General features: G+C 60.2%; 20 protein-coding genes and 1 pseudogene. 10 read left to right on the forward strand and 11 right to left on the reverse strand.

The genetic code is table 11. From position 1 onward, the window contains the following. The first annotated feature begins 54 nt into the window (after positions 1 to 54). The 7 genes from folE2 to ACYZTY_RS28480 are packed head-to-tail and all read left to right on the forward strand — an operon-like array spanning position 55 to position 6,203. Entirely contained in the window at positions 55 to 951 is an 897-nt protein-coding gene (gene folE2 / locus ACYZTY_RS28450; protein WP_461956394.1) for a GTP cyclohydrolase FolE2, read from the forward strand. After that, complete coding sequence (locus ACYZTY_RS28455; protein WP_461956395.1) at positions 948 to 1,616, forward strand: metal ABC transporter ATP-binding protein; 669 nt, start codon at positions 948 to 950, stop codon at positions 1,614 to 1,616. The genes folE2 and ACYZTY_RS28455 overlap by 4 nt, the downstream gene beginning before the upstream one ends. Next, the gene (locus tag ACYZTY_RS28460) at positions 1,616 to 2,482 is read left to right on the forward strand and encodes a metal ABC transporter permease (RefSeq protein WP_461956396.1); all 867 of its coding nucleotides are present in this window, start codon (positions 1,616 to 1,618) and stop codon (positions 2,480 to 2,482) included. Before ACYZTY_RS28455 ends, ACYZTY_RS28460 begins: the two co-directional genes overlap by 1 nt. Before the next feature lie 11 nt (positions 2,483 to 2,493). Further along, entirely contained in the window at positions 2,494 to 3,369 is an 876-nt protein-coding gene (locus ACYZTY_RS28465; RefSeq protein WP_461956397.1) for a metal ABC transporter substrate-binding protein, read from the forward strand. After that, positions 3,366 to 3,926 (forward strand): gamma carbonic anhydrase family protein, encoded by a 561-nt coding sequence (locus ACYZTY_RS28470; RefSeq protein WP_461956398.1) that lies wholly within the window; start codon positions 3,366 to 3,368, stop codon positions 3,924 to 3,926. The genes ACYZTY_RS28465 and ACYZTY_RS28470 overlap by 4 nt, the downstream gene beginning before the upstream one ends. Before the next feature lie 2 nt (positions 3,927 to 3,928). Beyond that, on the forward strand, positions 3,929 to 5,266 hold the full coding sequence (locus ACYZTY_RS28475) for a dihydroorotase (RefSeq protein ID WP_461956399.1): 1,338 nt from the start codon (positions 3,929 to 3,931) through the stop codon (positions 5,264 to 5,266). 31 nt (positions 5,267 to 5,297) lie between these two features. Continuing rightward, entirely contained in the window at positions 5,298 to 6,203 is a 906-nt protein-coding gene (locus tag ACYZTY_RS28480) for a His/Gly/Thr/Pro-type tRNA ligase C-terminal domain-containing protein (protein WP_461956400.1), read from the forward strand. Positions 6,204 to 6,289: 86 nt separating this feature from the next. Here ACYZTY_RS28480 and ACYZTY_RS28485 read toward each other — a convergent pair whose 3' ends face one another. After that, on the reverse strand, positions 6,290 to 6,811 hold the full coding sequence (locus ACYZTY_RS28485) for a DUF3617 domain-containing protein (RefSeq protein ID WP_461956401.1): 522 nt from the start codon (positions 6,809 to 6,811) through the stop codon (positions 6,290 to 6,292). Between the two features lie 131 nt (positions 6,812 to 6,942). Here ACYZTY_RS28485 and cls point away from each other — a divergent pair, with 131 nt between their 5' ends. Further along, positions 6,943 to 8,382: a cardiolipin synthase gene (gene cls / locus ACYZTY_RS28490; protein WP_461956402.1), complete on the forward strand. Its 1,440-nt coding sequence runs from the start codon at positions 6,943 to 6,945 to the stop codon at positions 8,380 to 8,382. On the opposite strand, the gene cfaB is transcribed toward cls, so the two are convergent. From cfaB to hflK (ACYZTY_RS28515), 5 genes are all read right to left on the reverse strand, one after another. Next, positions 8,379 to 9,560 carry a C17 cyclopropane fatty acid synthase CfaB gene (cfaB, locus tag ACYZTY_RS28495; RefSeq protein ID WP_461956403.1) on the reverse strand — a complete coding sequence of 394 codons (1,182 nt, stop codon included), beginning with the start codon at positions 9,558 to 9,560 and terminating at the stop codon, positions 8,379 to 8,381. The genes cls and cfaB overlap by 4 nt on opposite strands. A 206-nt stretch (positions 9,561 to 9,766) precedes the next feature. Further along, positions 9,767 to 11,677: a cation-translocating P-type ATPase gene (locus tag ACYZTY_RS28500; RefSeq protein WP_461956404.1), complete on the reverse strand. Its 1,911-nt coding sequence runs from the start codon at positions 11,675 to 11,677 to the stop codon at positions 9,767 to 9,769. Then, complete coding sequence (hflK, locus tag ACYZTY_RS28505; RefSeq protein WP_461956405.1) at positions 11,674 to 12,732, reverse strand: protease modulator HflK; 1,059 nt, start codon at positions 12,730 to 12,732, stop codon at positions 11,674 to 11,676. Before hflK (ACYZTY_RS28505) ends, ACYZTY_RS28500 begins: the two co-directional genes overlap by 4 nt. After that, entirely contained in the window at positions 12,729 to 13,787 is a 1,059-nt protein-coding gene (hflC, locus tag ACYZTY_RS28510; RefSeq protein WP_461956406.1) for a protease modulator HflC, read from the reverse strand. The genes hflK (ACYZTY_RS28505) and hflC overlap by 4 nt, the downstream gene beginning before the upstream one ends. Then, positions 13,784 to 15,745 (reverse strand): protease modulator HflK, encoded by a 1,962-nt coding sequence (gene hflK, locus ACYZTY_RS28515; protein WP_461956407.1) that lies wholly within the window; start codon positions 15,743 to 15,745, stop codon positions 13,784 to 13,786. Before hflK (ACYZTY_RS28515) ends, hflC begins: the two co-directional genes overlap by 4 nt. A gap of 216 nt (positions 15,746 to 15,961) precedes the next feature. On the opposite strand from hflK (ACYZTY_RS28515), the gene lpdA reads away from it, so the two are divergent. Next, positions 15,962 to 17,362, forward strand: coding sequence for a dihydrolipoyl dehydrogenase (lpdA, locus tag ACYZTY_RS28520; RefSeq protein ID WP_461956408.1), 1,401 nt, complete (start codon positions 15,962 to 15,964; stop codon positions 17,360 to 17,362). Positions 17,363 to 17,489: 127 nt separating this feature from the next. On the opposite strand, the gene ACYZTY_RS28525 is transcribed toward lpdA, so the two are convergent. Further along, positions 17,490 to 17,963 carry an Lrp/AsnC family transcriptional regulator gene (locus tag ACYZTY_RS28525; protein ID WP_461956409.1) on the reverse strand — a complete coding sequence of 158 codons (474 nt, stop codon included), beginning with the start codon at positions 17,961 to 17,963 and terminating at the stop codon, positions 17,490 to 17,492. A gap of 145 nt (positions 17,964 to 18,108) precedes the next feature. On the opposite strand from ACYZTY_RS28525, the gene ACYZTY_RS28530 reads away from it, so the two are divergent. Next, entirely contained in the window at positions 18,109 to 18,738 is a 630-nt protein-coding gene (locus tag ACYZTY_RS28530) for a LysE family translocator (protein WP_461956410.1), read from the forward strand. 3 nt (positions 18,739 to 18,741) lie between these two features. On the opposite strand, the pseudogene ACYZTY_RS28535 reads toward ACYZTY_RS28530, so the two are convergent. From ACYZTY_RS28535 to ACYZTY_RS28550, 4 genes and pseudogenes are all read right to left on the reverse strand, one after another. Next, a pseudogene (locus tag ACYZTY_RS28535) lies at positions 18,742 to 19,794 on the reverse strand (hypothetical protein); the annotation flags it as partial. A 348-nt stretch (positions 19,795 to 20,142) separates the two neighbouring features. After that, positions 20,143 to 22,173 carry a 2Fe-2S iron-sulfur cluster-binding protein gene (locus ACYZTY_RS28540; RefSeq protein WP_461956411.1) on the reverse strand — a complete coding sequence of 677 codons (2,031 nt, stop codon included), beginning with the start codon at positions 22,171 to 22,173 and terminating at the stop codon, positions 20,143 to 20,145. A gap of 63 nt (positions 22,174 to 22,236) precedes the next feature. Next, positions 22,237 to 22,863: a glutathione S-transferase family protein gene (locus ACYZTY_RS28545; RefSeq protein ID WP_461956412.1), complete on the reverse strand. Its 627-nt coding sequence runs from the start codon at positions 22,861 to 22,863 to the stop codon at positions 22,237 to 22,239. Positions 22,864 to 22,993: 130 nt separating this feature from the next. Beyond that, complete coding sequence (locus ACYZTY_RS28550) at positions 22,994 to 23,896, reverse strand: LysR family transcriptional regulator (RefSeq protein WP_461956413.1); 903 nt, start codon at positions 23,894 to 23,896, stop codon at positions 22,994 to 22,996. Positions 23,897 to 23,934 lie beyond the last annotated feature (38 nt).

A 23,934-nucleotide genomic window follows, 5' to 3' on the forward strand; every position in this document is an offset into this window, starting at 1 on the left:
GATTTTAATGTAATAACATAACATGCGATACAAACTCCCACGATGGACCTGCTCATGAATGCGCTGACTCTGCCGGATATCGCCGCGCAGGCTTCACGCCAAGCCCTGCCACTCGAATGGGTGGGCATGTGCGGCATTGCTCTTCCTGTTTTATTCGATGGTCAACGGCTGAGCGCAAAGGCTGACGCAGGCGTGAGCCTCGATGATGGAGAAGCACGCGGCATTCACATGTCCCGGCTGTATTTGGCGTTGGAAATGCTGGAGCGGGAAAACCTGACACCTGCGCTGTTGCGGCGAGTTTTACAAAGTTTTCTCGACAGTCATGAAGGACTGTCCCAAAGCGCTTACTTAAAAATCAGTGCAGATTTACTGCTGAAAAGGCCGGCGTTGATCAGCCCATTGGCCGGGTGGAAAACCTATCCAGTGAGCATCGAAGCGCGTTTGAAAAACACGATGTTCCACGTGGAACTAAAAATCGACGTTCCTTATTCCTCAACCTGCCCGTGTTCAGCCGCACTCTCCCGGCAGTTGATTCAGCAACAATTCGTCGACGACTTCGCCAACAAGTCCCTGCAACACGCGGATGTATTGGCGTGGCTTGGCTCTACAAAAGGCATCGTTGCAACACCTCACAGCCAACGCAGCCATGCACTTTTACACCTGAGACTGGACGATTATCTGGATGACCTGCCGCTGATTGCGTTCATCAATGACGCCGAAGCCGCACTGGGGACCGCCGTGCAAACCGCGGTAAAGCGCGCCGATGAGCAAGCCTTCGCTCGGGCCAATGGTCAAAATTTGATGTTCTGCGAGGACGCCGCCCGCCGCTTGAATTTGGCCCTGAAACGCTCCCCCGGTATCAACGCCTTCCACATACGCGTCGTCCACGCCGAAAGCCTCCATGCCCACGATGCCGTCGCCGAAAGCCGATGGAATTGGGTGGCCGCATGATCCGTTGCCACGCTTTGCGCTGGGGCGCGCCTGGGCAACCGCTCACACCGCCCTTGGATTTCGTATTACCCAAAGGCAGTCTGACTGCCGTAATCGGGGCCAATGGCTCGGGTAAAAGCAGCCTGCTGAAAGTCATCGCAGGGCTACAAAAGCCACTGACTGGAAAAATCATCCTCGATGTTCCACGCAAGGGTTCGGTTTCCTTTCTCCCCCAGCAACAACACCTGGACCGGCAATTCCCCATCAGCCTCCAGGAATTGGTAGCCGCTGGTTTCTGGGGCAGCAAACTATCCCCTGAGGTACGCAGCCAACGCCTCAAAGCCGTGCTGGAAAACTGGTGCCTCACGGGTTTGGAACAGCGCCCGTTGATGGCCCTCTCCGGCGGCGAATTGCAGCGCGCCTTGCTCGCACGCCTGAGTCTCGCCGAAGCGCCGTTGGTGCTGCTCGACGAACCCCACGCCGCGCTCGATGAGCTGGGCCAAGCGCTGCTCTGGAAACACCTCCATGCCTGGCACGCCGAAGGTCGAACCCTGGTGATCGTGTGTCATGACCTGGCCGCTGTTCGCCAACACATTCCTCAAAGCTTGCTGATCAAAAGCAGCGGCTGCGTCCTTGGACCGAGTACCGAACTGATCCATCAACAACCGCAAACGCAGGTGGCCTGATGCTCGCTGCCGCTCATCTTTGGCAACCCTTCCACGAGTTCGTGTTCATGCGCCGGGCACTCCTTGGTGGATTAGTCCTGGCCTGCAGCACGGCTCCGCTGGGCGTGTTTCTGATCCTGCGCCGCATGAGCTTGATCGGCGATGCGGTCGCTCACGGCATTCTGCCTGGTGCTGCGCTCGGCTTCTGGTTCGCCGGTTTGAGTCTGCCGGCACTGACCCTCGGCGGACTCGGTGCAGGTCTGAGCATGGCCGGACTCGCGGCCTGGATCACCCGTCGGACGGGGTTGCGCGAAGACGCGAGCCTCGCCGCGATCTACCCGATTTCCCTCGCCAGCGGCGTGCTGATTCTCGGCATCGCAGGCAAACGTCTGGACCTGCTTCATCTGTTGTTCGGCTCGGCACTGGCAGTCGATGGGCCGACACTGACAGGCATGCTGTGGGTCTCCGGTTTCAGCCTGATCGCCATGGCGCTCATCTACAAACCGTTATTGCTGGACACCCTCGACCCGCTCTTTCTGCAAACCGTCAGCCGCCTCGGTCCATTGGCACACGGCGTATTTCTGACCTTGGTGGTGCTGAACCTGGTGATCGGCTTCCAGGCTATCGGTGCGTTGATGGTGGTCGGCCTGATGATGTTACCCGCCGCCGCGTCGCGCTTCTGGAGTCGCCGTTTGCCGACGTTGATCGCGATCGCCGCCCTGCTCGGCTGCCTCTCGGTGTGGCTCGGTTTGTTGCTGTCGTTCTATTACTCACTGCCCAGCGGCCCAGCGATCGTGTTGGTGGCGGGTGGTTTGTATGTGCTGTCCGTGGTGTTCGGTCCGGTGCACGGTTTGCTGCGCCGCCCGCCTTTGCTCACATCCCAATGAGGTGCTTTCCGATGCGCGCTTTACTCGTGCTGTTCAGTTTGATGCTGTCGATGTCGCTGTCTGCTGCGGAAAAACTTCAGGTGGTCACCAGTTTCAGCATCCTCGCCGACATGACCCATCAGGTCGGCGGCGACCATATCCAGATCACCAACATGGTCGGTCCCGACGCCGATGCCCACACGTACGAGCCAACTCCGGACGATGCCAAAGCCTTGCTCAAGACCAGACTCATCATCAAAAACGGCTTGGGTTTCGAGCCATGGCTGGACCGTCTGGTGACCAGCACCGAGACCAAAGCCCCGGTGATCAGCGCGAGCCACGGTGTCATCCCGCGCGCGCTGGATGAAGACGGCGAGACCGTGCCCGACCCTCACGCCTGGCACAACCTGGCCAACACCGAGCTGTATATCAGCAACATCACCAAGGCGCTGATCGCCGCCGACCCGGCGAACAAAGCCGACTACCAACGCAACAGTTTGGCCTACCTGAAACAGATCTACGCACTGCTCGCCGAAGCCAAGGCCAAGCTCGGTTCGCTGCCACCGGGCAACCGCAAGATCGTCACCTCTCATGACGCATTCGGTTATCTGGGACAGGCCTACGGCATCGACTTCATGGCGCCGCAAGGTCTGTCCACCGAGCGCGAACCTTCAGCCGCCGAAGTCGCTGCGTTGATTACCCAGATTCGCCAGGCCAAGGTCAAAGCGGTGTTCATGGAAAACATCAAGGATGCGCGTCTGCTCAAGCAGATTGCCGACGAAAGCGGCGCGCACATCGGTGGCACGCTGTACTCCGATGCCCTGGCCGCAAGCGGTCCGGCGAGTACCTTTGCCGGATTGTTCGAATACAACCTCAACACCCTCTACGACGCGTTGAGCAAGCCATGATCCGCAAGAACCCCTCAGGTGATTTGCCACGGATTGCGGAGTCCGCGTATGTGGATAAAACTGCAATCATCTGCGGCAAAGTGGTGATCGGCGAAAACGTGTTCGTCGGTCCTTACGCAGTCATTCGCGCCGATGAAGTGGATGCGTCAGGCGAGATGGAGCCGATCACCATCGGCGCCAATTCGAACATTCAGGATGGCGTGGTCATTCACTCCAAGTCCGGCGCGGCGGTGACCATTGGCGAATTCAGTTCGATCGCTCACCGCTCCATCGTTCATGGCCCATGCACGGTTGGCGACCGGGTGTTCATCGGTTTCAACAGCGTGCTGTTCAACTGCGCGGTCGGCGATGGCTGCGTGGTGCGGCACAACTCGGTGGTCGACGGTCGTGATTTGCCCGAAGACTTTTACGTGCCCTCCACCACCCGCATCGGCCCCAACACTGACCTCTCAGAGTTCCCACCGGTGAGCGTCAGTGCCTCGGAGTTTTCCGAGGACGTGGCGCGCACCAATGTCGATCTGGTGCGCGGCTACAAAGCCCTGCAGAACGAGTTTTGACCATGAGCAGCGTGCTGATTCGCAATGCCAGACTAGTGAATGAAGGTCAGGAATTCGATGGCGATCTGCTGGTGAGCAACGGCCGGATCGTGAAGATAGCCGGTAGCATTCACGGAGAAAATGCCGACGTCGAAATCGATGCAAACGGGCAGTGGCTAGTGCCCGGCATGATCGACGACCAAGTGCATTTCCGAGATCCCGGGGCGCCTCACAAGGGTAGCTTTTACACCGAGTCGCGGGCGGCCGTGGCCGGCGGCATCACCAGTTTCATGGACATGCCCAATACAAATCCGGCAACCCTGACACTCGCGTCACTCGCGGACAAAAAGCGTCGAGCGGCGATCAACTCTGTCGCCAACTACGGCTTTCACTTCGGCGTGAGCAACGACAACCTCGACACCGTCGCGGCGCTCAATCCCTGCGAAGTGGCCGGCGTGAAAGTATTCATGGGCGCCTCGACCGGCAACATGCTGGTGGACGATCCGCAGACGCTTGAACGACTGTTCGCCGAGGTGCCGACCCTTCTGCTGGCCCATTGCGAACACACGCCGAGCATCGAAGCTAATACCACGAAGGTGCTTGAGCGTTTTGGGGAACACATTCCCGCCGCAGTGCACCCACAGATTCGCGACGCCGAAGCCTGCTTTCGCTCCTCCTCAATGGCCGTGGACCTGGCCAAGCGGCACGGCACCCGACTGCATGTTTTGCATTTGACCACTGCGCGGGAACTGGCGCTGTTCGAAGACAAACCGCTGGCCCAAAAACGCATTACCGCCGAAGTCTGCCTGCATCATTTGCTGTTCGATGATCGCGACTACCCGAGCCTCGGAAACCTGATCAAGTGCAACCCGGCGATCAAGAGCCAGGCTGATCGTGACGCCTTGCGTCATGCGTTGCTGAGTAATCGCCTGGACGTTATCGGCAGCGATCACGCGCCGCACACCTGGGCGGAAAAACAACGGCCCTACCAACAAGCCCCTTCCGGTTTGCCATTGGTGCAACACGCCCTGCCCGCGCTGCTGGAACTGGTGATTGATGAAGTGCTGCCGATAACTACCCTCGTGGCCAAGACCAGCCACCGCGTGGCTGATCTGTTCGCTATTCCCGACCGTGGTTATCTGCGTGAGGGTTACTGGGCTGACCTTGTTCTTATCAAACCCGAGCCCGGCGGCGTTGCCGTATCCAGGGAGCCGGTCCTGTCGCAATGCGGCTGGACGCCTTTTGCCCGACAGCTTTTTCGCCACAGCGTCAGCACCACGATCGTATCGGGGCAAATTGCCTGGCACGCCAAACGTCTTAATGACAACTGCCAGGGTTTACCCCTACGGTTCATGCGCTGACGCGCGTTTATAAGCACTCGAGAGCACCGACATGATTCACATCACCCTGAGCGATGGTTCATTGCGTGAATACGACCAACCGTTGTCGGTGTATGAGTTCGCCGCGAGCATCGGTGCCGGGCTGGCCAAAGCGGCCGTGGCCGGTCGGGTGGACGGCGTTTTGGTGGACTGTGAATTCATGATCGAGGCCGACGCCCGGGTCAGCATTGTCACGCCTCAAGAGCCCGATGGGCTGGAGATCTTGCGACGCTCCTGCGCATTGATGCTGGCGGTGGCCCTTAAACAACTCTATCCAAAAGCGCAATTGCAGACCGGATCGGCGCTGGGTGATGGCTTCTTTTTTGAGTTTGCGTTTGAGCGCCTTTTAAACCTGGTCGACCTTGCTGGCATCGAAGCACGCATGAAGACACTGGCGGCAACCAATCATTCGATCCGACGCCGCAAACCGTTATCCGGATCAACGCTCACGGAAAAGTCATTGCCCTATCTCCTTGGGGACTTCGAGTGTCTATCGGTGGGCCCGCATGTTCCCGCAACCCGAGTGCTTCAGGTGTTCGCGCTCGATCACATCAGCGGCACGGCGCCACAGCGGATCTATGGCACGTGCTGGTCCTGCCAACAGGAACTGGAAGACTGGCGGGCGCCGCCGCACGTAATCATCGTCAGCATGGACGAGCGTCAGGCGGATTACGCACAGTCGGTAACCGAGGTTTTGCGCCGAAGCGGCGTACGCGCTCGCGCGGATCTGCGCAGCGAGAAAGTCCGCCACAAGATCCGCGAGCACAGTCAGCACGTGCCATATCTGGTGGTGATCGGAGAGAAAGAAAAAGCGGGTGGGTTTGTCAGTGTGCGCAGCCGTACCGGGGAGGATTTCGGCAGGATGGACGTTGATGCGGTGTGTGACTGGTTGAGGTCAATAGGTGTTGCGGGTGTCTGAACCGGCCCCTTCGCGGGCAAGCCTCGCTCCTACAGGGCGGCGTAAACCCTGTAGGAGCGAGGCTTGCCCGCGAAGCTCTTAGGCTCTTAAGCTCTCGGCTTAACGGTCCCGCAATCCTGCCCCAACCAAACCGCGCGGGTATCCAGGCTACCCTTCTGCTGAATACCAGTCGCGTTGAACGTGCCGTTGACCTTGGTGGTGAACTCACGATCATTGAGGAAGGTGGCAACACCCGAACCCTGCGCTTTTGGGCAACTGAAACGGAATTTCCACTGATTACCGCTGCGCTCAGTGATTTCCTGTTTGCAGCCCGATTGCGGATCCGTCAGCGGAATATTGTCTGACTTCACTTGCTCCGGCGTCAGACACGCCCGAATCCCCTTTCCGCCCATGGTGATGCCCTGCTTCTCCAACTGCGCGCGCTGTTCCGGGGTCATCTGGCCCTGCAACTGGCCGAGGATCAACTGCAAATCCGGCAGGTTCTGGTCATCGACCTTCATGTTGCTGGTGGTCAATTCCCACAAACCTGGCTGCAGCATCTGTGCCTGAGCGGCCACAGGAAGTGCTAAACCAAAAGCCACGGCCAAACCCAGCAGACGAACGTTCATCGAGTAACTCCTGATCAGTAGTGGCCGTTAGACGTCAGCCATTGGCTTCAGTTCATGGGCCAATTAAATAGCGACATTCTGCACGGAACATGGTCTGTTAAGCATTGAATCTTCAGGAGCAAGGCTGCCCCATGGATTACTTTGGACCGCACATTTTCGGCTACACGATCGCACTGCTACATACGCTGGGCCTGATCGCAGCCATCCACGCCGTTCTCACCGTCCGCACCGCTCAGGGATCCATCGCCTGGGCCCTCTCGTTGATCTTCATGCCTTACCTCACGCTCATTCCATACCTGGTCTTCGGCCGCAGCACCTTCGATGGCTACATCAAGGCCCGACGCCAGGCCAACGAAGAGATGCGCAAGGCAATCTCCGAGCTCAACTGGCGCCCTTGGGTGGAAGAAGCGTTGACCGCACGCGCCTCCAACGCTTACGCGTCCCTGAGAGCCATGCCGAAACTGGGGCGCATGCCGTGCCTGGCGAACAACGAAGTGAGCTTGCTGATTAATGGCCAAGCCACCTTCGAAGCGATTTTCGAAGCCATCGACAGCGCGAAAGAGGCCGTGCTGATTCAATTCTTCATCATCCATGACGACCGCCTCGGCCAACGCCTGCAAAGCCTGCTGCTGAAGAAAGCCGCCGAAGGCGTGGCGGTTTACTTGCTGTACGACCGCATCGGCAGCCATTCCCTGCCCCACAGCTACGTGCAACCGTTGCGTGATGCCGGCGTCGAGGTCAAAGCCTTCGCCACCCGCAGCGGCTGGCTCAACCGCTTCCAGGTCAACTTCCGTAATCACCGCAAGATCGTCGTGGTCGACGGTATTCTGGGCTTCGTCGGCGGGCATAACGTCGGCGACGAATACATGGGCGAGAAACCACCGTTGGCGCCCTGGCGCGACACCCACGTCCGTGTGCGCGGGCCGGTGGTCGCCTGCATGCAGGAATCTTTTGCCGAAGACTGGTTCTGGGCAGCGCGATCATTGCCACCGCTGATCCTGCCGGACGAGTATCCGGACGACGGTGTGCTCTGCCAATTACTCGCCAGCGGCCCGGCCGATTCCTACGAAACCTGTTCGTTGTTCTTCGTCGAATCCATCCATGCGGCGACAGAACGGGTATGGATCACCAGCCCCTACTTCATCCCCGACGAAGCGGTATTCGCCGCGTTGAGACTGGCGGTTCTGCGAGGCGTGGATGTGCGGTTGCTGCTGCCTTCACGACCGGACCACCGAATCGTCTACGCCGCCTCGAGCCTCTACGCGTTCGAAGCGGTGCGCGCAGGCGTGCGAGTGTTCCGCTACCAGCCGGGGTTCCTGCATCAGAAGGTGGTGTTGATCGACAGCGAAATCAGCGCCATAGGCAGCGCCAATATGGATAACCGCTCGTTCCGGCTCAATTTCGAAGTGATGTTGCTGACCGTCGACAGCACGTTTGCCGCCGAGGTGGAACAGATGCTCAACGAGGACTTCGCCCAGGCCCACGAGATCGCCAAAGAAGAAAGCCGGGAGACCCGCCGCCTGCAACAGGTCGGCATGCGGATCGCCCGGCTTATCTCACCGATTCTCTAAAGGTAGATGTCGTCTCGCGTCCATGGCAGTTCATGGCTGCCATCGGCATGGGCTTTTACCGCGAGGATCTGGTGCAGGTTGATCCAGCCTCTGGCGAACGCATAAGCGCACCCGGCCAGGTACAACCGCCAGATTCGCAGCGCCTGTTCCGGAACCAGTCTGGAAGCCGCTTCCAGATTGTCCTCCAGGCGTTCGCTCCAATGATCGAGGGTACGCGCGTAGTGCATGCGCAAACTCTCGACGTCGACGATCTCCAGCCCCGCTTCGCTGATCTCGGCGGAGATCATCGACAAGTGCGGCAACTCGCCGTTGGGGAACACATACTTTTCGATGAAATCTCCGACACCGCGTCCCACTGGACGGCCATCAGTGTGCTTGGCGGTAATGCCGTGGTTCATCACCAGCCCGCCCTCTTTCACCGCACCGAACAAGGTTTTGCAGTACTCGGCCAGGTTGGCGTGGCCAACGTGTTCGAACATGCCGACGCTGACCACTTTGTCGAAGCGCCCGTCCTGAGGCAGATCGCGATAGTCGAGCAGTTGCAACTCGACCAGATCGTCCAGACCTTCGGCACTAACCCTTTCGCGGGCCAAATCCAGTTGCGCTTTACTCAGGGTAATTCCGAATACTTTCGCGCCGAACTCACGCGCCGCAAACCGGGCCAGCCCACCCCAACCGCAACCAACATCCAGCAGGTATTCACCCGGTTGCAGCCGCAACTTGCGACACAGGTGGCGGAATTTGGCTTGCTGGGCTTGCTCCAGCGTTTCGCTGCCGGTCTCGAAATACGCGCAGGAATACGCCATGTCACTGTCGAGCCACAGCTGATAAAACGCATTGGAAAGGTCGTAGTGGTAGGAAATCGCCTTCGCGTCGGTTTCCTTGTCATGGGCGGTGCGCACTGGCTGACTGTCTTGGTCACCGAGCAATTTCTGGCTCCACTCATCACAGACGCGTATCACGTCGCTGATGGAACCTTCGAGCTCAAGTTTACCTTCGACGAACGCCGCTCCAAGCGCGTCCAGGCTTGGATGGGTGAACTGGGAAACCATTTGTGGGTCCTTGACCACAATCGTGACGCTGGGCGTCGGCCCCAGATTGAATTCATGGCCGTCCCAGAGTCGCAGGCGTAACGGTAACTGCAGATTCTGTAAGGCCGGTGGAAGTTGCGCGAGCATGGAGAATCCCCCCTTGTTTCAGACGTCTGATTTGAGGGTAGACCATCCTGGAAAAATAGCTGGCTATCGATTTAATAGCGTTTTTGCATAACTCGCGGCGCCGTAACCAGCCGTCGTGGGCGATGGTCCTTACCCTAGATGACTACGAACTTGAAGTGCAGTTCTAAAAAGTTAGTGTTGCCTTCATCTCCTTGGTTTAGAGCCTTTCAAGCCTCGTCTTTGATTTTCAATAAAGGCTCCTGAAAACGCAGCAGACGCCCCGCGTTTCCGAGCACCAGCAACGTACTGAGGTTATGCAGCAACGCCGCAATCATTGCCCCCGCAGCGCCGAGCCAGCCGAATGCAGCGAAGGCAACAATCGCCAAGGTCCAGCCCAGACCGATGATCACGTTGACCTGCAAAGTCTGTCGACATTGGCGACTCAACCGAACACAAGTTCCGAGGCGACGCAGGTCGCTGCCGATCAACACAATGTCCGCCGACGCCAGTGCGATGTCCGCGCCACCCGCGCCCATGGCCACACCCACGACGCCCGCCTTGAGTGCCAGCGAATCGTTGATGCCATCCCCCACCACCATCGGCCGAAAGCCGTTGCCGATTTCTGTTAGCACGCGATTGAGTTTGTCCTCAGGCAAGGCCTGCGCTTCAACATCGCTGATGCCGACATCGCGCGCCAGCGTGTGCGCCACGCTGTGCCGATCGCCGGTGAGCAACAACTGGCGACCCAAACCCAGCTCTCGCAATTCGCTCAAGGCAAAACGCGCCTCGGGTTTGACACTGTCGGCCAGCAACAGCCAGGCAAGGAATTCACCGTTGAGTGCAAGCCCTGCAATCGGGCCATCGTGTTCGGGAACGACTGAAGTGGCGATGCCCAGTTGCGCGAACAACTCTGGACGCCCGAGTGCTGCCTCGCCCTGCTCCGTCATCGCCACCACGCCGAGACCCTGGCGCTCACGGATGTCCGAGAGCAGCAGAAAATGTTCCTGCGTGACCAACCCGGCGAGTGCACGACTCACCGGATGACTACTCGCCGAGCCGAGACTGGCGGCGAGTTTCAGCACATGGCTGCGGTCTTCTAGCGGGCTGTCGATGGACTGCAATCGCAAGGTGCCAAACGTCAGGGTTCCAGTCTTGTCGACCACCAGCGAAGTCAGGTCCGCCAACTCTTCGAGAAACGCTGAACTGCGGATCAGAATCCCGTGCCGCGCCGCCACCGCCACGCCGGCAATCGCCGTGGCCGGAGCCGATAACACCAATGCGCAAGGACACGCCGCCACCAGCACCGCGAGCATCGCCTGAGCATCGTTGGTGACGAACCAGGTCACCGCGGCCAACAGCAACACCAGCACCATGTAACTGCCGGCATAGCGTTCGAGCAAACGCGTGATCGGCGGCTTTGAACGCTCGGCGCTTTGCATCAGGGCAATGACTTTACCGAGGGTCGATTCGTTGCCGGTGCGCGTCACTTCGATGCGCAGCAGACCGTCGAGGTTGATTGCCCCGCCAAACACCTGCATGCCGATGCCGGCCTCGATCGGCACCGACTCGCCGGTAATCGACGCCGTGTCGAGGCTCGCCTGACCGGACAACACCCGACCATCGGCCGGCACCCGATCACCCGCACGCACTTCCACAATGTCGCCGGGCTTGAGTGTGCCGTTGTCGACTTCGACGATGGCTCCGTCAGCCTGAACCTTGCGCGCGTGACTGCGTGTCAGTTTGCCGAGGGCACGAATCGCTTCCTGGGAACCGATCACACTGCGCTCTTCCAATACGTGGCCGAAGATCATGATGATCGGCAGCAGCGCGGCGGTCAGCAGGTCTCCCGTGGCCCAGGCGCCGAGCATGGCGAGGGCGATCAGCTGATCGGTGATCCCGTGCAGGCTCGGATAACGCAGGCTGTACCACGCCGAACGCATCACCGGCACGGCCACCAGTAACGAAGCAAAACCCAACAGCAATTGACTGACGCCGGTCTGCTCCGGCGACAGCCAACGCCAGATCAACCCGAGGCTGAGCAAGCCCAGTGCGAGCATGGCCAAGGTCAATTGGCGCGCAGCGCTGCGTTGTTCAGCCGAAGACAACAGGCTCGGTGTGGCGGCGGTTTGGGCGGTCATTGTGCTGCTCCCTGAATGATCAGGCGGGAATCGTCTTTCGGGTTGACCGTCGTCACCGAGCCGGCCTGGTCGAGAATCTTCGGCATCCGTTCGCGGTAAATGCGCAGCAACATTTGCGGGTCGGTGCCCTGTTGTTGCGCCTTGGCCAGACTCAACACCGTGGCCGTATCGGCCGAGGCTTTGGCCAGCCGTTCACTTGCCTGGGCGTGAGCTATTTGCAGCGTTCGGTCACCTTGCTCATTCGCAGCCTGGGTCAGTTTCTCGGCCTCGGTACGCGCATTGGCGACGGCTTTGTCCGCTTGTTGGCTGGCGGTCAGCACCGCATTGAACGCATTCACCGCTGGGCCGGGCAGGCTCGATTGCACGTCGACTCGCGACACTTCGATACCCAGTCCCTGCCCCGTCGCGGTCAGCTCCGCCAAACGCTGATTGATGCCCTGCACCAAATCACCCCGCAGGCGTTCGCGGCGCTCGGCCGCCTGATTGTCGGTGCCGATCAGCTCGGGTCGCGCCACCAGAATGGTGTCCAGGTCTCGCGCAGCAGTCAGGGCAACAGCGCTGCGAGTGACCAACCGATCGAGTGCCGGCAGCACATGTTCACCTTGGAGCACGAACGCGTAGGGCTCGGTGACCTTGTAAAAAACCCGCACATCGAGTTGCACCACGCCCGCATCACCGGTCAGCAAATAGCCCGAGCCGGCAAGCGCATCGCTCAGCGGTGTAGCGAAAGAGGCCAACCGATCAGCCTGCGATGCGGCGTCGCTGCGAAGCAGATTTTCCACCCGACGCTCGATCACCCGGTCGGCTGCGGGTAACAAAATCACCTGCTCAAAAGGACGCGGCCAGGCCAGCAGCAACCCGGCATTCTGGATGCGATCCAGCGCGCCGAAGTGCAAAACCACCGCACGATTCTGTGGATCAATCTGCCGCACATTGGAGAATGCCCAGGCCAACGCGGCGAGAACTGTCACCGCATACAGCGCCAGAAAAGCCAATCGCCCGGCCTGAATCCAAGGGCTACTTAACTCATGTGTTCCACGTGGAACTAAATTCATGGCTGCGACCCGGACTTGTTATCGAGGGTCGGCGGACCATCCACCAACACCCGGAAAGGCGCGGCATCGGTGCGCAATATCAGTTTGGTGCCCGGGGTGACGATCGTGCCCAAGGTATCGAGGGAGCGCAGCAAGTTGTAGAGCTGCGGTGAACCGGCGTAGGCACGGCCATAAATCTGCGCAGCTTCGACGCGGGATTGAGCTTCGATATCAGCGGCTTTCACCGTCGCATCGGCTTGCACGATGCGCGCATCACGCTCGGCGGCAGAACGAACTTGCGCAGCTTCTCGTTTGCCGATGGCGGTGCGCTCGGTGGCGATTGTTTCACGCTCGGCGCGCATGCGATCGACGGTGGCGGTGAGTGTCACCGACGGCAGGGTCAGACGCTCGATGCCCACTTGCAGCACCCGAACGCCATACGTGGTCAGCAACTGCTGATCGATCTGCTGACGCAGCTGCGCCTCGAAATCTGCGATGTGAACCTTATTGGCGTCGGTGTTCACCAGGTTGGCCAGATCAAAACTGCTCGCGGTGGTTTCCAGTGCAGAGCCCACAAACGTACGAATCTGCCGCGCCGCTTCGTCCGGCTGATTCTGCACGGCCCGCATAAAGCGCTGCACGTTGTCCGGATCGCCCTGCACCTGCCACGCCACATACGCCTGAACAATGATGCGCAAACCGTCGCGCGTCCCCACATCCTGCAAACCGCTGGAGGTGGTACGCAGCCGCAAATCGACAGGAATGGCCGCCTCAAACGGTGCCGGCCAACGCCAGCCAAGGCCCGGCTCCAGCAACACCCGCGACGGATTGCCGAAGCGAGTGATCACCGTGGCCTCCCCCGAGCGCACTTGCACCAGACTCGCTGCCGCGATGGCAAATGCCACCAGCAACGCCGCCCAGCCCATGCGCCGCCACGGGAATGGCCCGGCTTCTTGTGGATCACCGTGGTGATGGTGGTGATGACCGTGGTGATGTCCGCCATGGCCGTGATCGTGGCCAGCGTGGTCATCGTGATCATCGTGATCATCGTGATCGTGAGTATGCGACTGGCTCAATTGGCAGCTCCTGGCTGAGCGCTATTGCGCGGCGACGCAGGATCGGCCGGCAGCGTGAAAGTACGTAGGTCGATGGTCGGCGCATTGTTGCTGCCGCCCAGCCGATGATCGAGGACCAGCAGTTTGGCGTTGGCCAGGCCTTGGGTCAGTTGGCTGAAATACTGTTCCAGCACGAACGCCTGGCCGGCACTGGCATACGCTTTTTGTTCGGCTGTAAATTTCAGATCCGCCGCTTGGGCGGTGGAGTTGATTTCATGCGCACTGGCTGTCGCTTGATCGCGAGCGATGCTGGCCTGCAACTGCGCCTGATTGGTCGCCTCCGCTGCCGCACCGCGCTCGCGGGAGATCAATGCCTGGGCACCAATCTGCGCCGCCTGAACACCGTGATAAGCATTGGCCGCACCGGCTGGCGGGTGAATGGCCTCCACCACCGTGGCGAGGATTTCCACGCCGCTGTCGAGTTTGTGCAAATCAGCCTGCACGGCGTGGCCAATCTCTTCGGCCAGCCCTACCCTGTCTTCGCCGAGCAAACCATCGAGGGTTCGCGAAGCAAAGTCGTGAACCAGAATCCGGCTGGCGGTGCTGCGAATCAACGTCGGTACATCGGCGCTGTTGTACGTCGCGGCCAACGCGGCTTGATCGGTCAGGCCGATGCGATAGACAAAACGCACGTCCATGTTGACGATCTGAAAACTCTGCTTGTCGGCACGGCTGCTGGCGATGACCTGGGATTTATCGTTGACATGGCTGGCGTCCCACAAACGATTGGCAATCGCCGGTGCCGGGCCTTCCGCAGGTTCCAAGACGACCACCGGCGCCGACGTTTCGCCAACGCTGGTGGCCAACTCGTGAACCACACCGTTTTCAACGCTCAACACCCGGCCCAACGGCCACGGCAGACCGGCATGCAGACCAGGACCGAACACTTCCACCGGTTTGCCGAAACGCTCGTAGATGCCCCGCCCTTGCAGCGGTATTTCGTGAATGCCGGTGAGCGACCACCCGACGATCGCCACCACCGCCATCACCGGTAAAAACGCCCGGCGCATGTAGGTGAAGGCCCAGATCTGCCGCAAGTCGATGCCGAAGCGGTTATGCAGTTCATGCTGCAATGCCAGCAACGGTTGTGGCGGCCAGCGCAGCATGTCGGCGACGAAGCTGCGTGCCAGCAATGTCGGTTCAAGTTGTTCACGGCGAGGGCTGAACAGCGACAACACCGCGCGCAACAGCAACTCAACCGCGACCAGCCCTGGCAGCAAGCCGATCAGCACCGCCAACCGCGCAGGCCAGACTGATGCTTCGTTGCTGAACAACAAACATAAAGCGCTTAACACCAGGCCAATGATCGCCACCCGGCTCATCTGCGCCAACTGCCCCGCTTCTGGCCATTGGGCGACGTTTTCCTGGGCGAGCTGACGCTCAAGTACCAGCAAACCGAAGGCCAGCAATAACGACAATGCGGCGCCGACGCTTGCCGATAAGCCCAACGCAGCGGGCGGTAACGTGAGGTTCCAGAACTGGCTGATGCTGAAGATCGTCAACAGCGCCCAACCGGCGAGCCAGAGGGTCGGCGCGCCGATCTGCCCAAGCATGCGCACCCAACGCTGACTGAGTCGCTCCAGCAATCGTTCATACCAGCCTTCCGGGGCAACGGTGTCGTCCGAGACCACCACCGGCAGCGTCGGGCTCATCGCCTGCGCACGCCACTGAGTCACCCACCAAGCCGATTGCAGACCGGCAACCAGCACCAGCAAACCGGCGCTCTGACTGACCAGCAACGGAGCCCACAGCGACAGCGGTGCAAACAGCCCGACAAAAAACGCCAATAACAGACCGACCGCCGCCAAGGCGCCCAGGCCGATGGCGAACTGACGCAATCGCCGCCCTTGAAAGACCGCCTGCTGAAAGCGCGGCAGCCCTTCTACCTGTGTTCCATCGACTTCGAGATCGACTTGCATACCACCCCAGTGTTTATCATTGACCACATCGCAGTTCGTTACGATATAACGAAAGTGGTGAAATTTTTGTACTAATTCGTTCTATCTAAAGACGCTCGACCTGTCGCCTTGCTGAAGCCTTGACCGAAATAGCCCGAAACGCACATATTACGTCCGTAATTTTAATCAAAGACTACGGTTACCCAGCCATTGCCCTTTCAGTCCAGGAGTACATCCATGAGCACTTATGACGTCGTGATTCTGGGCGGTGGCCCCGGCGGTTACAACGCAGCGATCCGCGCAGGTCAGCTGGGCTTGAAAGCGGCGTGCGTGGAAGGTCGGGCGACGCTCGGCGGGACCTGCCTTAACGTCGGTTGCATGCCATCCAAGGCGCTTCTGCATGCCTCGGAACTCTACGACGCGGCCATGGGCTCAGAATTCGCCAACCTGGGGATCGAGGTCAAACCGACCCTCAACCTCGCCCAGATGATGAAGCAGAAAGATGAAAGCGTGACCGGGCTGACCAAGGGCATCGAATTTCTGTTTCGCAAAAACAAAGTTGACTGGATCAAAGGCTGGGGCCACATCGACGGACCGGGCAAAGTGACGGTGACCGACAGCCAGGGCAGCAAGACTGAACTGAGCGCCAAGGACATCATTATCGCCACCGGCTCCGAACCCACTCCCCTGCCTGGCGTCGAGATCGATAACAAACGCATTCTCGACTCCACCGGCGCGCTGTCACTGGCCGAAGTGCCGAAGCACCTGGTGGTGATCGGTGCCGGCGTGATCGGCCTGGAACTGGGCTCGGTATGGCGGCGCTTGGGCGCTCAGGTGACCGTGGTCGAATTTCTCGACCGGATCTGCCCCGGCGTGGACGGTGAAGCAGGCAAAACCCTGCAACGCTCGCTGAGCAAACAGGGCATCAGCTTCAAATTGAGCTCAAAAGTCACCCATGCGACACCCTCGGCAACCGGCGTTCAGCTCAGCGTCGAACCCGCAGCCGGTGGCACGGCCGAAACGATAGAGGCCGATTACGTGCTGGTTTCTATCGGGCGTAGGCCTTACACCGAGGGTCTGGGTCTGGAAAACGTCGGCCTTAGCACCGACAAACGCGGCATGCTCGCCAACAAGGGCCACCGCACCGAAGCCGCTGGCGTGTGGGTGATCGGCGACGTCACGTCCGGGCCGATGCTCGCCCACAAGGCCGAAGATGAAGCCATGGCCTGCATCGAGCAGATCGTCGGCAAGGCGGGCGAAGTCAACTACGACTTGATCCCCAACGTCATTTACACCAAGCCCGAGCTGGCCAGCGTCGGCAAGACCGAAGAGCAACTCAAGGCTGAAGGTCGCGCGTACAAAGTCGGCAAGTTTCCCTTCACCGCCAACAGCCGGGCGAAGATCAACCACGAGACCGAAGGCTTCGCCAAAGTGCTGGCCGATGAGCGCACCGACGAGATTCTCGGCGTGCACCTTGTGGGGCCGAGTGTCAGTGAAATGATTGGTGAATATTGTGTGGCAATGGAGTTCAGCGCTTCGGCTGAAGACATTGCGCTGACATGCCACCCGCATCCGACGCGGTCCGAGGCGTTGCGTCAGGCGGCGATGAATGTGGAGGGGATGGCGACGCAGATGTAAGTCAGCCTGATGGATTGATGTCGTCAGTCAGGCCGCCATCGCGAGCAGGCTCACTCCTACACTGGTTTTGTGAACGCCACAAATCCCCTGTGTGAGCGAGCCTGCTCGCGATGGGGTCGACTCGGTCTCAACCCGGTAAATGCCCCAACGGCAACGCCCCCGGTGTCTTCACCGTGTGAATCGCAAAGTTGCTGCGGATGTCACTGACGCCCGGCAATTTCAGCAGCCGCTCCGTAAGAAAGCGGTCATACCCGCGCAAATCCGGCACCACCACTTGCAGCAGAAAATCCGACTCCCCTGACACCAGAAACGCCGAAATCACCTCGGGCAGTGCCGTCACGGCCTGGCGAAAGGCTTCGGCCTGTTCATCGTTGTGGCGCTCCACCTTGACCCCGACAAACACCGTCAGCCCAAGCCCCACTTCATCCCGATCAAGATTGGCCTGATAGCCGCGAATCACCCCGGCCTCCTCCAGCATCCGCACCCGGCGCAAACATGGCGAAGCGGACAAACCGATCTCATCGGCCAATTGCACATTGCTCAGGCGACCATCCCGTTGCAGGGCTGCGAGGATTTTCCGGTCGTAGGCGTCCAGTTTCATGGTTTGGCAGATCCTGATGGTTTTATCGCGACGAAGTGGCAGGTTATGCCAATTATCGATGCTTTAGAAGCTGACTACGCAAGCACCTGCCCCTCCCTTCGGTCCTAGACTGGCGCTACCGAATCGACAACGAATGGGGTGCAACGTGGAAGGACTCTGGCTGTTTTTCATGGCGCTGGCGGTGGTGTATCTGTTGCCCGGCCCGGACATGATTCTGCTGCTGCAGACCGGCGCCCGTCAGTGCAAAGGCGCGGCATTGGCGACGGCGGTGGGCCTGGGCATTGCCCGTGGTTGTCATGTGGCGTTGGCCGCATTGGGGCTGGCGGCGCTGTTCAAAGCCGCGCCATGGACATTCGACGTGGTGCGTCTGGCGGGGGCCGCTTACATACTGTGGATCGGCATTCAGTGCCTGCGAACCACGATGTTGCCGAACCTGAATGGCAGCGATGCCGCCCTCGAAAAACCTCGCTGGCAGGACGCGATCCAGCGCGGTTTGCTGACCAACCTGCTCAACCCCAAGGCGTTGCTGTTCTGCTCGGTGTTGCTGCCACAGTTCATCAACCCTCACGCCGGACCGGTGCTCGCGCAATTTGCAGTATTGGGCGTGCTGCTGGTCGGCGTCGGTTTACTCTTCGACAGCGCCTACGCATTGACCGGCGCCGCACTGGGCCGCTGGCTGCAACGCAGTCCCTCGGCCCAGCGCCTGCAACAGTGGTTGTTCGGCAGCCTGTTGATCGGTTTCGCCGTGCGGCTGGCCTTTGTTCAACAGGCCTGAGCCTCACTGCGCTTTACGGCGACGGCGTCGGCTGACCAACAACAGCGCCGCGGCCATCACCGCGATGACGCCACCGATCTGCAACGGCCACTTGTACGGTCGCAGCACCGAACGGGTGGCGTCAGTCGCCTGGGTCACATAACGTTTGCTGGCATTCTCCAAGTCGGGATACGGGCACTGGTGACCGAAATCCACCGCCCAATCCACATACGGGCCTTCTTTGACGTAGCGCTGGTGGCTCAGCGCTGGCGGTGCCGGCACCTGGGTGTCGACGTAATGCTTGAGTTCATCGACGGTCAGCACCCGCTCGGCAACGGTCGCGGCATCGAACCAATAGATACTTTGGCTGCGATAAAGCTGATCGAACGCTTGCAGGTAGTCCCCGCGTTGCAACGCAAGAATCGCGCTTTCACCCTCGACCCGACACTTGGGCTGCAGGCTTTCGAAATCGTAATCCGGCGTGCGTCGCTCGCCCCACGACTCGTTCTGCGGGACGGCCTGGGCAGCCTTGGCATACGCCGCAGCCGCTGCGTTTTTGTCGCCATCACGCAGCGCCAGTTTCGCTCGCAGCCACCACGCCAGACCACCGTCCCCAGCGTGTTCAAGGAACGCTTTGGTGCTGGCGTAATCGCCCTGCTGATAATTCATCGCCGCCAGTCGGTCAGCGATGTCCAGGCTGCCGCGCGTGCTGCTTTGCAGCAGTTTGATCAGTTTCAGTTCGTTTGGCGGTTGATCACCGAATGACCAGCCCAAGCGACTGATCAGCGACGCTGTCACCAGTTGCTGCACCGGTTTGCCCTTGAGCAACTCGGTCAACTGATCCTCAGGCATCGCCAGCAGATCCGCCATCAGCAGCTTCAGCGAGGTGTACCCCACCGCCGAGCCGTGACGATTCTGCGTGGCGTACAGGTTGATGGCGCGGTTCCAGTCGCCAGCGGTGCGTGCCACGCGGGCCTCTTCGCCGAGGCTGGCGACGCCCAGTTCCAGCGGGTCGCTGAAGCCGTCGATGCTCATCTGACGGGTCTGCTCGAAGGCTTTTCGCACCTGCGCCAGCAGAGCCACCATAAGACCAAACGACGAACGCTCAAGACTGTCGATTGGGGCGGGTGATTATGCACCAAGTAAGCTAATTCGGGCCGCGATGCCCGGTCACTGATGTGCAGCGACACCCAAAGCCTATCCCCCCGACTTCCGACACGACAACCGCTAGAACGTGTCGGAATCGTCTCCAGGAACACTCAAGTCTGTAGGACGCTCGACGTATTTTTCAGGCCAACATCGGCCCAATGTAGGAGTGAGCCTGCTCGCGATCGCTGTTTAACATTCAACATTGAAGTGGGCTGACACACCGCTATCGCGAGCAGGCTCACTCCTACGGGGGATGTTCTGTGTTCTTTAGATTGGTCACAAATCCAGCACCAACGGCTGTGAACCCTGCGCCGGCACCGCGCAACAAATCAGCACCTCTCCAGCATCGGGCACCTCCGCCGGAGGCTGTGGGTAACTCACCTCCCCGCTGATCAGGCGAGTCTTGCAGGTCCCGCAGGAACCACCGCGGCAACTGAATTCCGGGCGCAATCCGCGGCTTTCCGCCAGCTCCAGCAAACTGCCGCCGTCCGGCTGCCAGCGTGCCTCTTTGGCCGAGCGCTGGAACACCACGGGCACCGAAACGGTGGCGGCCGGTGGTTGCTCAATGACTATGGCGTCCGGGTCCGGCGTGCGCCGTAGCGTCGATGGGCCAAAGGTTTCGGCGTGAATCCTTGCGTCGCGAATGTCCAGATCCCGCAAGCTGTCGTACAGCCCTTGGGTAAAACTGCCCGGGCCGCAGAGGACAAAATCCACTTGGTCGTAGTCTTCCACCTCAAGAGTCGTCTTGAGCAGGTCGGCGTCAATGCGCCCGGTCAGGTCAAAATCTTCACCTTCATGGGCGTCCGGCTCCGGCTGACTGAGCAACCGCAGCACGCGCACCGCGTCTCCGAGGCCATGAAGCAAGCGATCCAGCTCAGGACGAAACGGTTGATCGGCCAAGGTTCGCGAACTCTGGAAAAACCAGGTCGGGCGGATGCTCCGTGTGCGCAGGCCTTGATAAACCACCTCACGCACCATCGACAGCAGCGGCGTGATACCGACGCCGGCAGCCAGCAGCACCAGCGGCCGCCGCTCATTGGCCGCCACGGTGAAATGCCCCTGAGGCGCACGGGCTTCCAGCACATCGCCAACACGGATTTGCTCATGCAAGTGCGAAGACACCAACCCATCCCGCTTCACACTGATGCGGAAAAAGTCATCGGACGGCGCGCTCGACAGGCTGTATGTGCGGATATGCACATCGCCCGCAATGTTGAATCGCAACGGCAAATGTTGCCCGGCCTGAAACACCGGCAACCCGGCATCATCGGCAGGCTCCAGATAGATCGAACGGATGTTGTGGCTTTCCCGTTCGATACGCGCCACCCGCAGCGGCCGCCAGCGATCGCCCAGGGCCTTGGCTTGCAGGCGAGCGTTCGCCTGCGCCCAGGTGCCGGTCATCAAACTGGTGGGTGACACGCCGTCAAAGCGCCAGCGCAAGGCCAGCGCCGCAGGCCGGCGCACCACGCGCTCCACTTCGAAAGTCCACAACCGCTCGGCCCCTTGAAAGGCTTCGACTTGCGGGCCTTCGAGGATGACTTGCGTGCGGCCGCTGAGGTGCAGCAGGTCGCCCGAATTGAAATCGATGAACAGCAAACCGGCACGAGGATTGATCAGCAGGTTGCCCAAGGTGTTGAAGAACAGGTTACCGGCGAAGTCCGGGATGGTCAGGCGATTGCCTTCCACCTGGACGAAACCGGCCTGGCCTCCCCGATGAGAAACGTCCACCGAGCGTTGGCCCTCGACGTCCACATAGCTGGCGACAAAGAAGGTATCGGCGCCAGCAATCATGGCTTGGGCTGCGTCATCCAGCGCATTGAGGTGCTGCGCCACACGGGTCGCCGGATCCGCCAAGGGCACCGAGCGAAACTGGCGCAGTTGAATGTATTGCGGACAATTGCCGAACGATTGCTCCACCGTCACCCCGAAGCCGTTCGCCGTCACAGCGCCGACTCGGCCATTCATTCGGTTGCGACGCCGAGTGTGCAGCTCGATGCCGAGCAGACCGATCGCCGCGCCTTCTTGCAATTGCGCAGGGTCGTCGCTGCCGGGCAGGCTGTCGAACTGCAACAGCGCAGGCGCTGGAGAATGAGCAAAACCCGGCGTCCCTTCCAGAATACTGGCCCAAGGGTTGCCGTCAGCATCCACCGCGCCGTACAGCATGAACGGCAATTGCTGATAGAACTGGCGGTGCTGATCCGGCATCTCGCCGCGAATCACCCTACGACCTAATGTATCCATTCGCTCGGCTACACCGACGTGAGCCTGCAACTGTTTCTCACCAGCGTGCCAAGGTGAACGGTCCATAACGGCTTCTCCCCTGCGCTCATCGCGCAACCAAAACGGCCCGACTGAGTCGGGCCGTGAGCTTCAGGCAGTTTTTTGCAAACCGGCGACGGTGCGCGGCATGCCGACAAACCCTGGCAAGGCTTCGATGCGCGCCAGCCAGGCGCGGATGTTGGCGTAGTCATCCAGTGACACGTTGCCTTCCGGCGCATGGGCGATGTAGCTGTAGGCCGAGACATCGGCAATGGTCGGCTCGTTGCCGACGAGGTATTGGGTTGCGGCCAGTTCCTGATCGATCATTTTCAGCCAAGTGTGGGCGTAAGCGATCGTCTCTTCAGCGTTGTAAGACGCACCAAACACCGTGATCAACCTTGCTCTTGCCGGGCCAAAGGCAATCGGCCCTGCGGCGATCGACAACCAGCGCTGAACCCTGGCCGCACCGACCGGATCGGTGGGCAGCCAGCGACCGTTGCCGTATTTCTGCGCCAGGTAGACCAGAATCGCGTTGGAATCGGCCAGCACCACGCCTGAATCATCAATTGCCGGCACCTGACCTAACGGATTGAGTGCCAGGTAATCCGCCTGCTTGTGCGCGCCCTTGGCCAGATCAACGAAGATCAGCTCGGTTGGCAGTTGCAGCAGGGACAGCATCAGCTCCACACGGTGAGCGTGGCCAGAGCGAGGGAAGTTGTAGAGTTTGATGGCTTGCATGGTCGACTCCGCTGGGTAGTGGCGCCGTTCAGGAAAGATCAGCGCCGATGGGAGTCATCTTCCACCATCAACCAAAACAACAGAATAACCAGCAAACGCAATCCATTATTTCAACCAACGCAATAAACCGTCAGCCGTGCAGGGCCGGGTGCTCACGCAACGCCTTCACCGCGAAGTCGACAAAACTGCGGACCCGCACCGGAGCCTTGCGCCCTCCCTGGTAGACCACATGAATGGGCAATGGCGGCAGTTCGAAGTCCGCGAGAACGATTTCCAGCTCACCGGAAGCCACCTTGCTCGCGACTTGATACGACAGGACTCGGGTCAGGCCCAGTCCCATGGCGGCAGCAGTGATAGCCGCCTGGTTGGCGGTGACCACGAGGCGCGGTTCAGGACGAACGCTGATCGGCTCCCCCGCCTCAAGAAACGGCCAGGTTCTCAGTTGGCCAATGGACGAGGTGGCGATAATCGGCGCCCCGTTCAAATCATTAGGGTGCCGAGGCTTGCCGCGGCTCGCCAAAAACGCTGGAGAAGCACAAATCACCCGCCGCACCTCGCCCACTCGGATTGCATGCTGGTTGCTGTCAGGCAATTCACCGATGCGCACGGCCACATCGATGCCCTCCTCGACCATGCTCACCACCCGGTCGACGAGCAGCGCATTGATGGTGACTTCAGGAAATTGATTGAGGTAACCGACCGTGAGCGGCGTGACGAACAACTCACCGAACAACACCGGCGCGGTGATCGTCAATTGCCCACGGGGCTGGGCGTGGCTTCCGGCTGCCGAATCCTCGGCTTCCTGCACCTCGGCGAGAATCCTCCGACAATCTTCCAGAAAACGCTGCCCCGCCTCGCTCAAATGCACGCTGCGGGTGGTGCGGGTGAGCAACTGCGTGCCGATGCGCTTCTCCAGCGCCGCCACCGCCCGGGTCACACTGGCGGCCGACATCCCCAAACGCCGGGCTGCCGCTGAGAAGCCTTGGTCCTGGGCAACGGCGACGAAGACCTGCATTTCCTGGAATCGGTCCATAGGGCATGTCCTTCATTTGGATAAAAAAAATCGCAACC

This window comes from Pseudomonas sp. LB1P83 (assembly GCF_054897885.1).

Coding starts and splice junctions, on each gene's coding strand:
- folE2 (WP_461956394.1), top strand. CDS start 55: ATGAATGCGCTGACTCTGCCGGATATCGCCGCGCAGGCTTCACGCCAA.
- ACYZTY_RS28455 (WP_461956395.1), top strand. CDS start 948: ATGATCCGTTGCCACGCTTTGCGCTGGGGCGCGCCTGGGCAACCGCTC.
- ACYZTY_RS28460 (WP_461956396.1), top strand. CDS start 1,616: ATGCTCGCTGCCGCTCATCTTTGGCAACCCTTCCACGAGTTCGTGTTC.
- ACYZTY_RS28465 (WP_461956397.1), top strand. CDS start 2,494: ATGCGCGCTTTACTCGTGCTGTTCAGTTTGATGCTGTCGATGTCGCTG.
- ACYZTY_RS28470 (WP_461956398.1), top strand. CDS start 3,366: ATGATCCGCAAGAACCCCTCAGGTGATTTGCCACGGATTGCGGAGTCC.
- ACYZTY_RS28475 (WP_461956399.1), top strand. CDS start 3,929: ATGAGCAGCGTGCTGATTCGCAATGCCAGACTAGTGAATGAAGGTCAG.
- ACYZTY_RS28480 (WP_461956400.1), top strand. CDS start 5,298: ATGATTCACATCACCCTGAGCGATGGTTCATTGCGTGAATACGACCAA.
- ACYZTY_RS28485 (WP_461956401.1), bottom strand. CDS start 6,811: ATGAACGTTCGTCTGCTGGGTTTGGCCGTGGCTTTTGGTTTAGCACTT.
- cls (WP_461956402.1), top strand. CDS start 6,943: ATGGATTACTTTGGACCGCACATTTTCGGCTACACGATCGCACTGCTA.
- cfaB (WP_461956403.1), bottom strand. CDS start 9,560: ATGCTCGCGCAACTTCCACCGGCCTTACAGAATCTGCAGTTACCGTTA.
- ACYZTY_RS28500 (WP_461956404.1), bottom strand. CDS start 11,677: ATGACCGCCCAAACCGCCGCCACACCGAGCCTGTTGTCTTCGGCTGAA.
- hflK (WP_461956405.1), bottom strand. CDS start 12,732: ATGAATTTAGTTCCACGTGGAACACATGAGTTAAGTAGCCCTTGGATT.
- hflK (WP_461956407.1), bottom strand. CDS start 15,745: ATGCAAGTCGATCTCGAAGTCGATGGAACACAGGTAGAAGGGCTGCCG.
- lpdA (WP_461956408.1), top strand. CDS start 15,962: ATGAGCACTTATGACGTCGTGATTCTGGGCGGTGGCCCCGGCGGTTAC.
- ACYZTY_RS28525 (WP_461956409.1), bottom strand. CDS start 17,963: ATGAAACTGGACGCCTACGACCGGAAAATCCTCGCAGCCCTGCAACGG.
- ACYZTY_RS28540 (WP_461956411.1), bottom strand. CDS start 22,173: ATGGACCGTTCACCTTGGCACGCTGGTGAGAAACAGTTGCAGGCTCAC.
- ACYZTY_RS28545 (WP_461956412.1), bottom strand. CDS start 22,863: ATGCAAGCCATCAAACTCTACAACTTCCCTCGCTCTGGCCACGCTCAC.
- ACYZTY_RS28550 (WP_461956413.1), bottom strand. CDS start 23,896: ATGGACCGATTCCAGGAAATGCAGGTCTTCGTCGCCGTTGCCCAGGAC.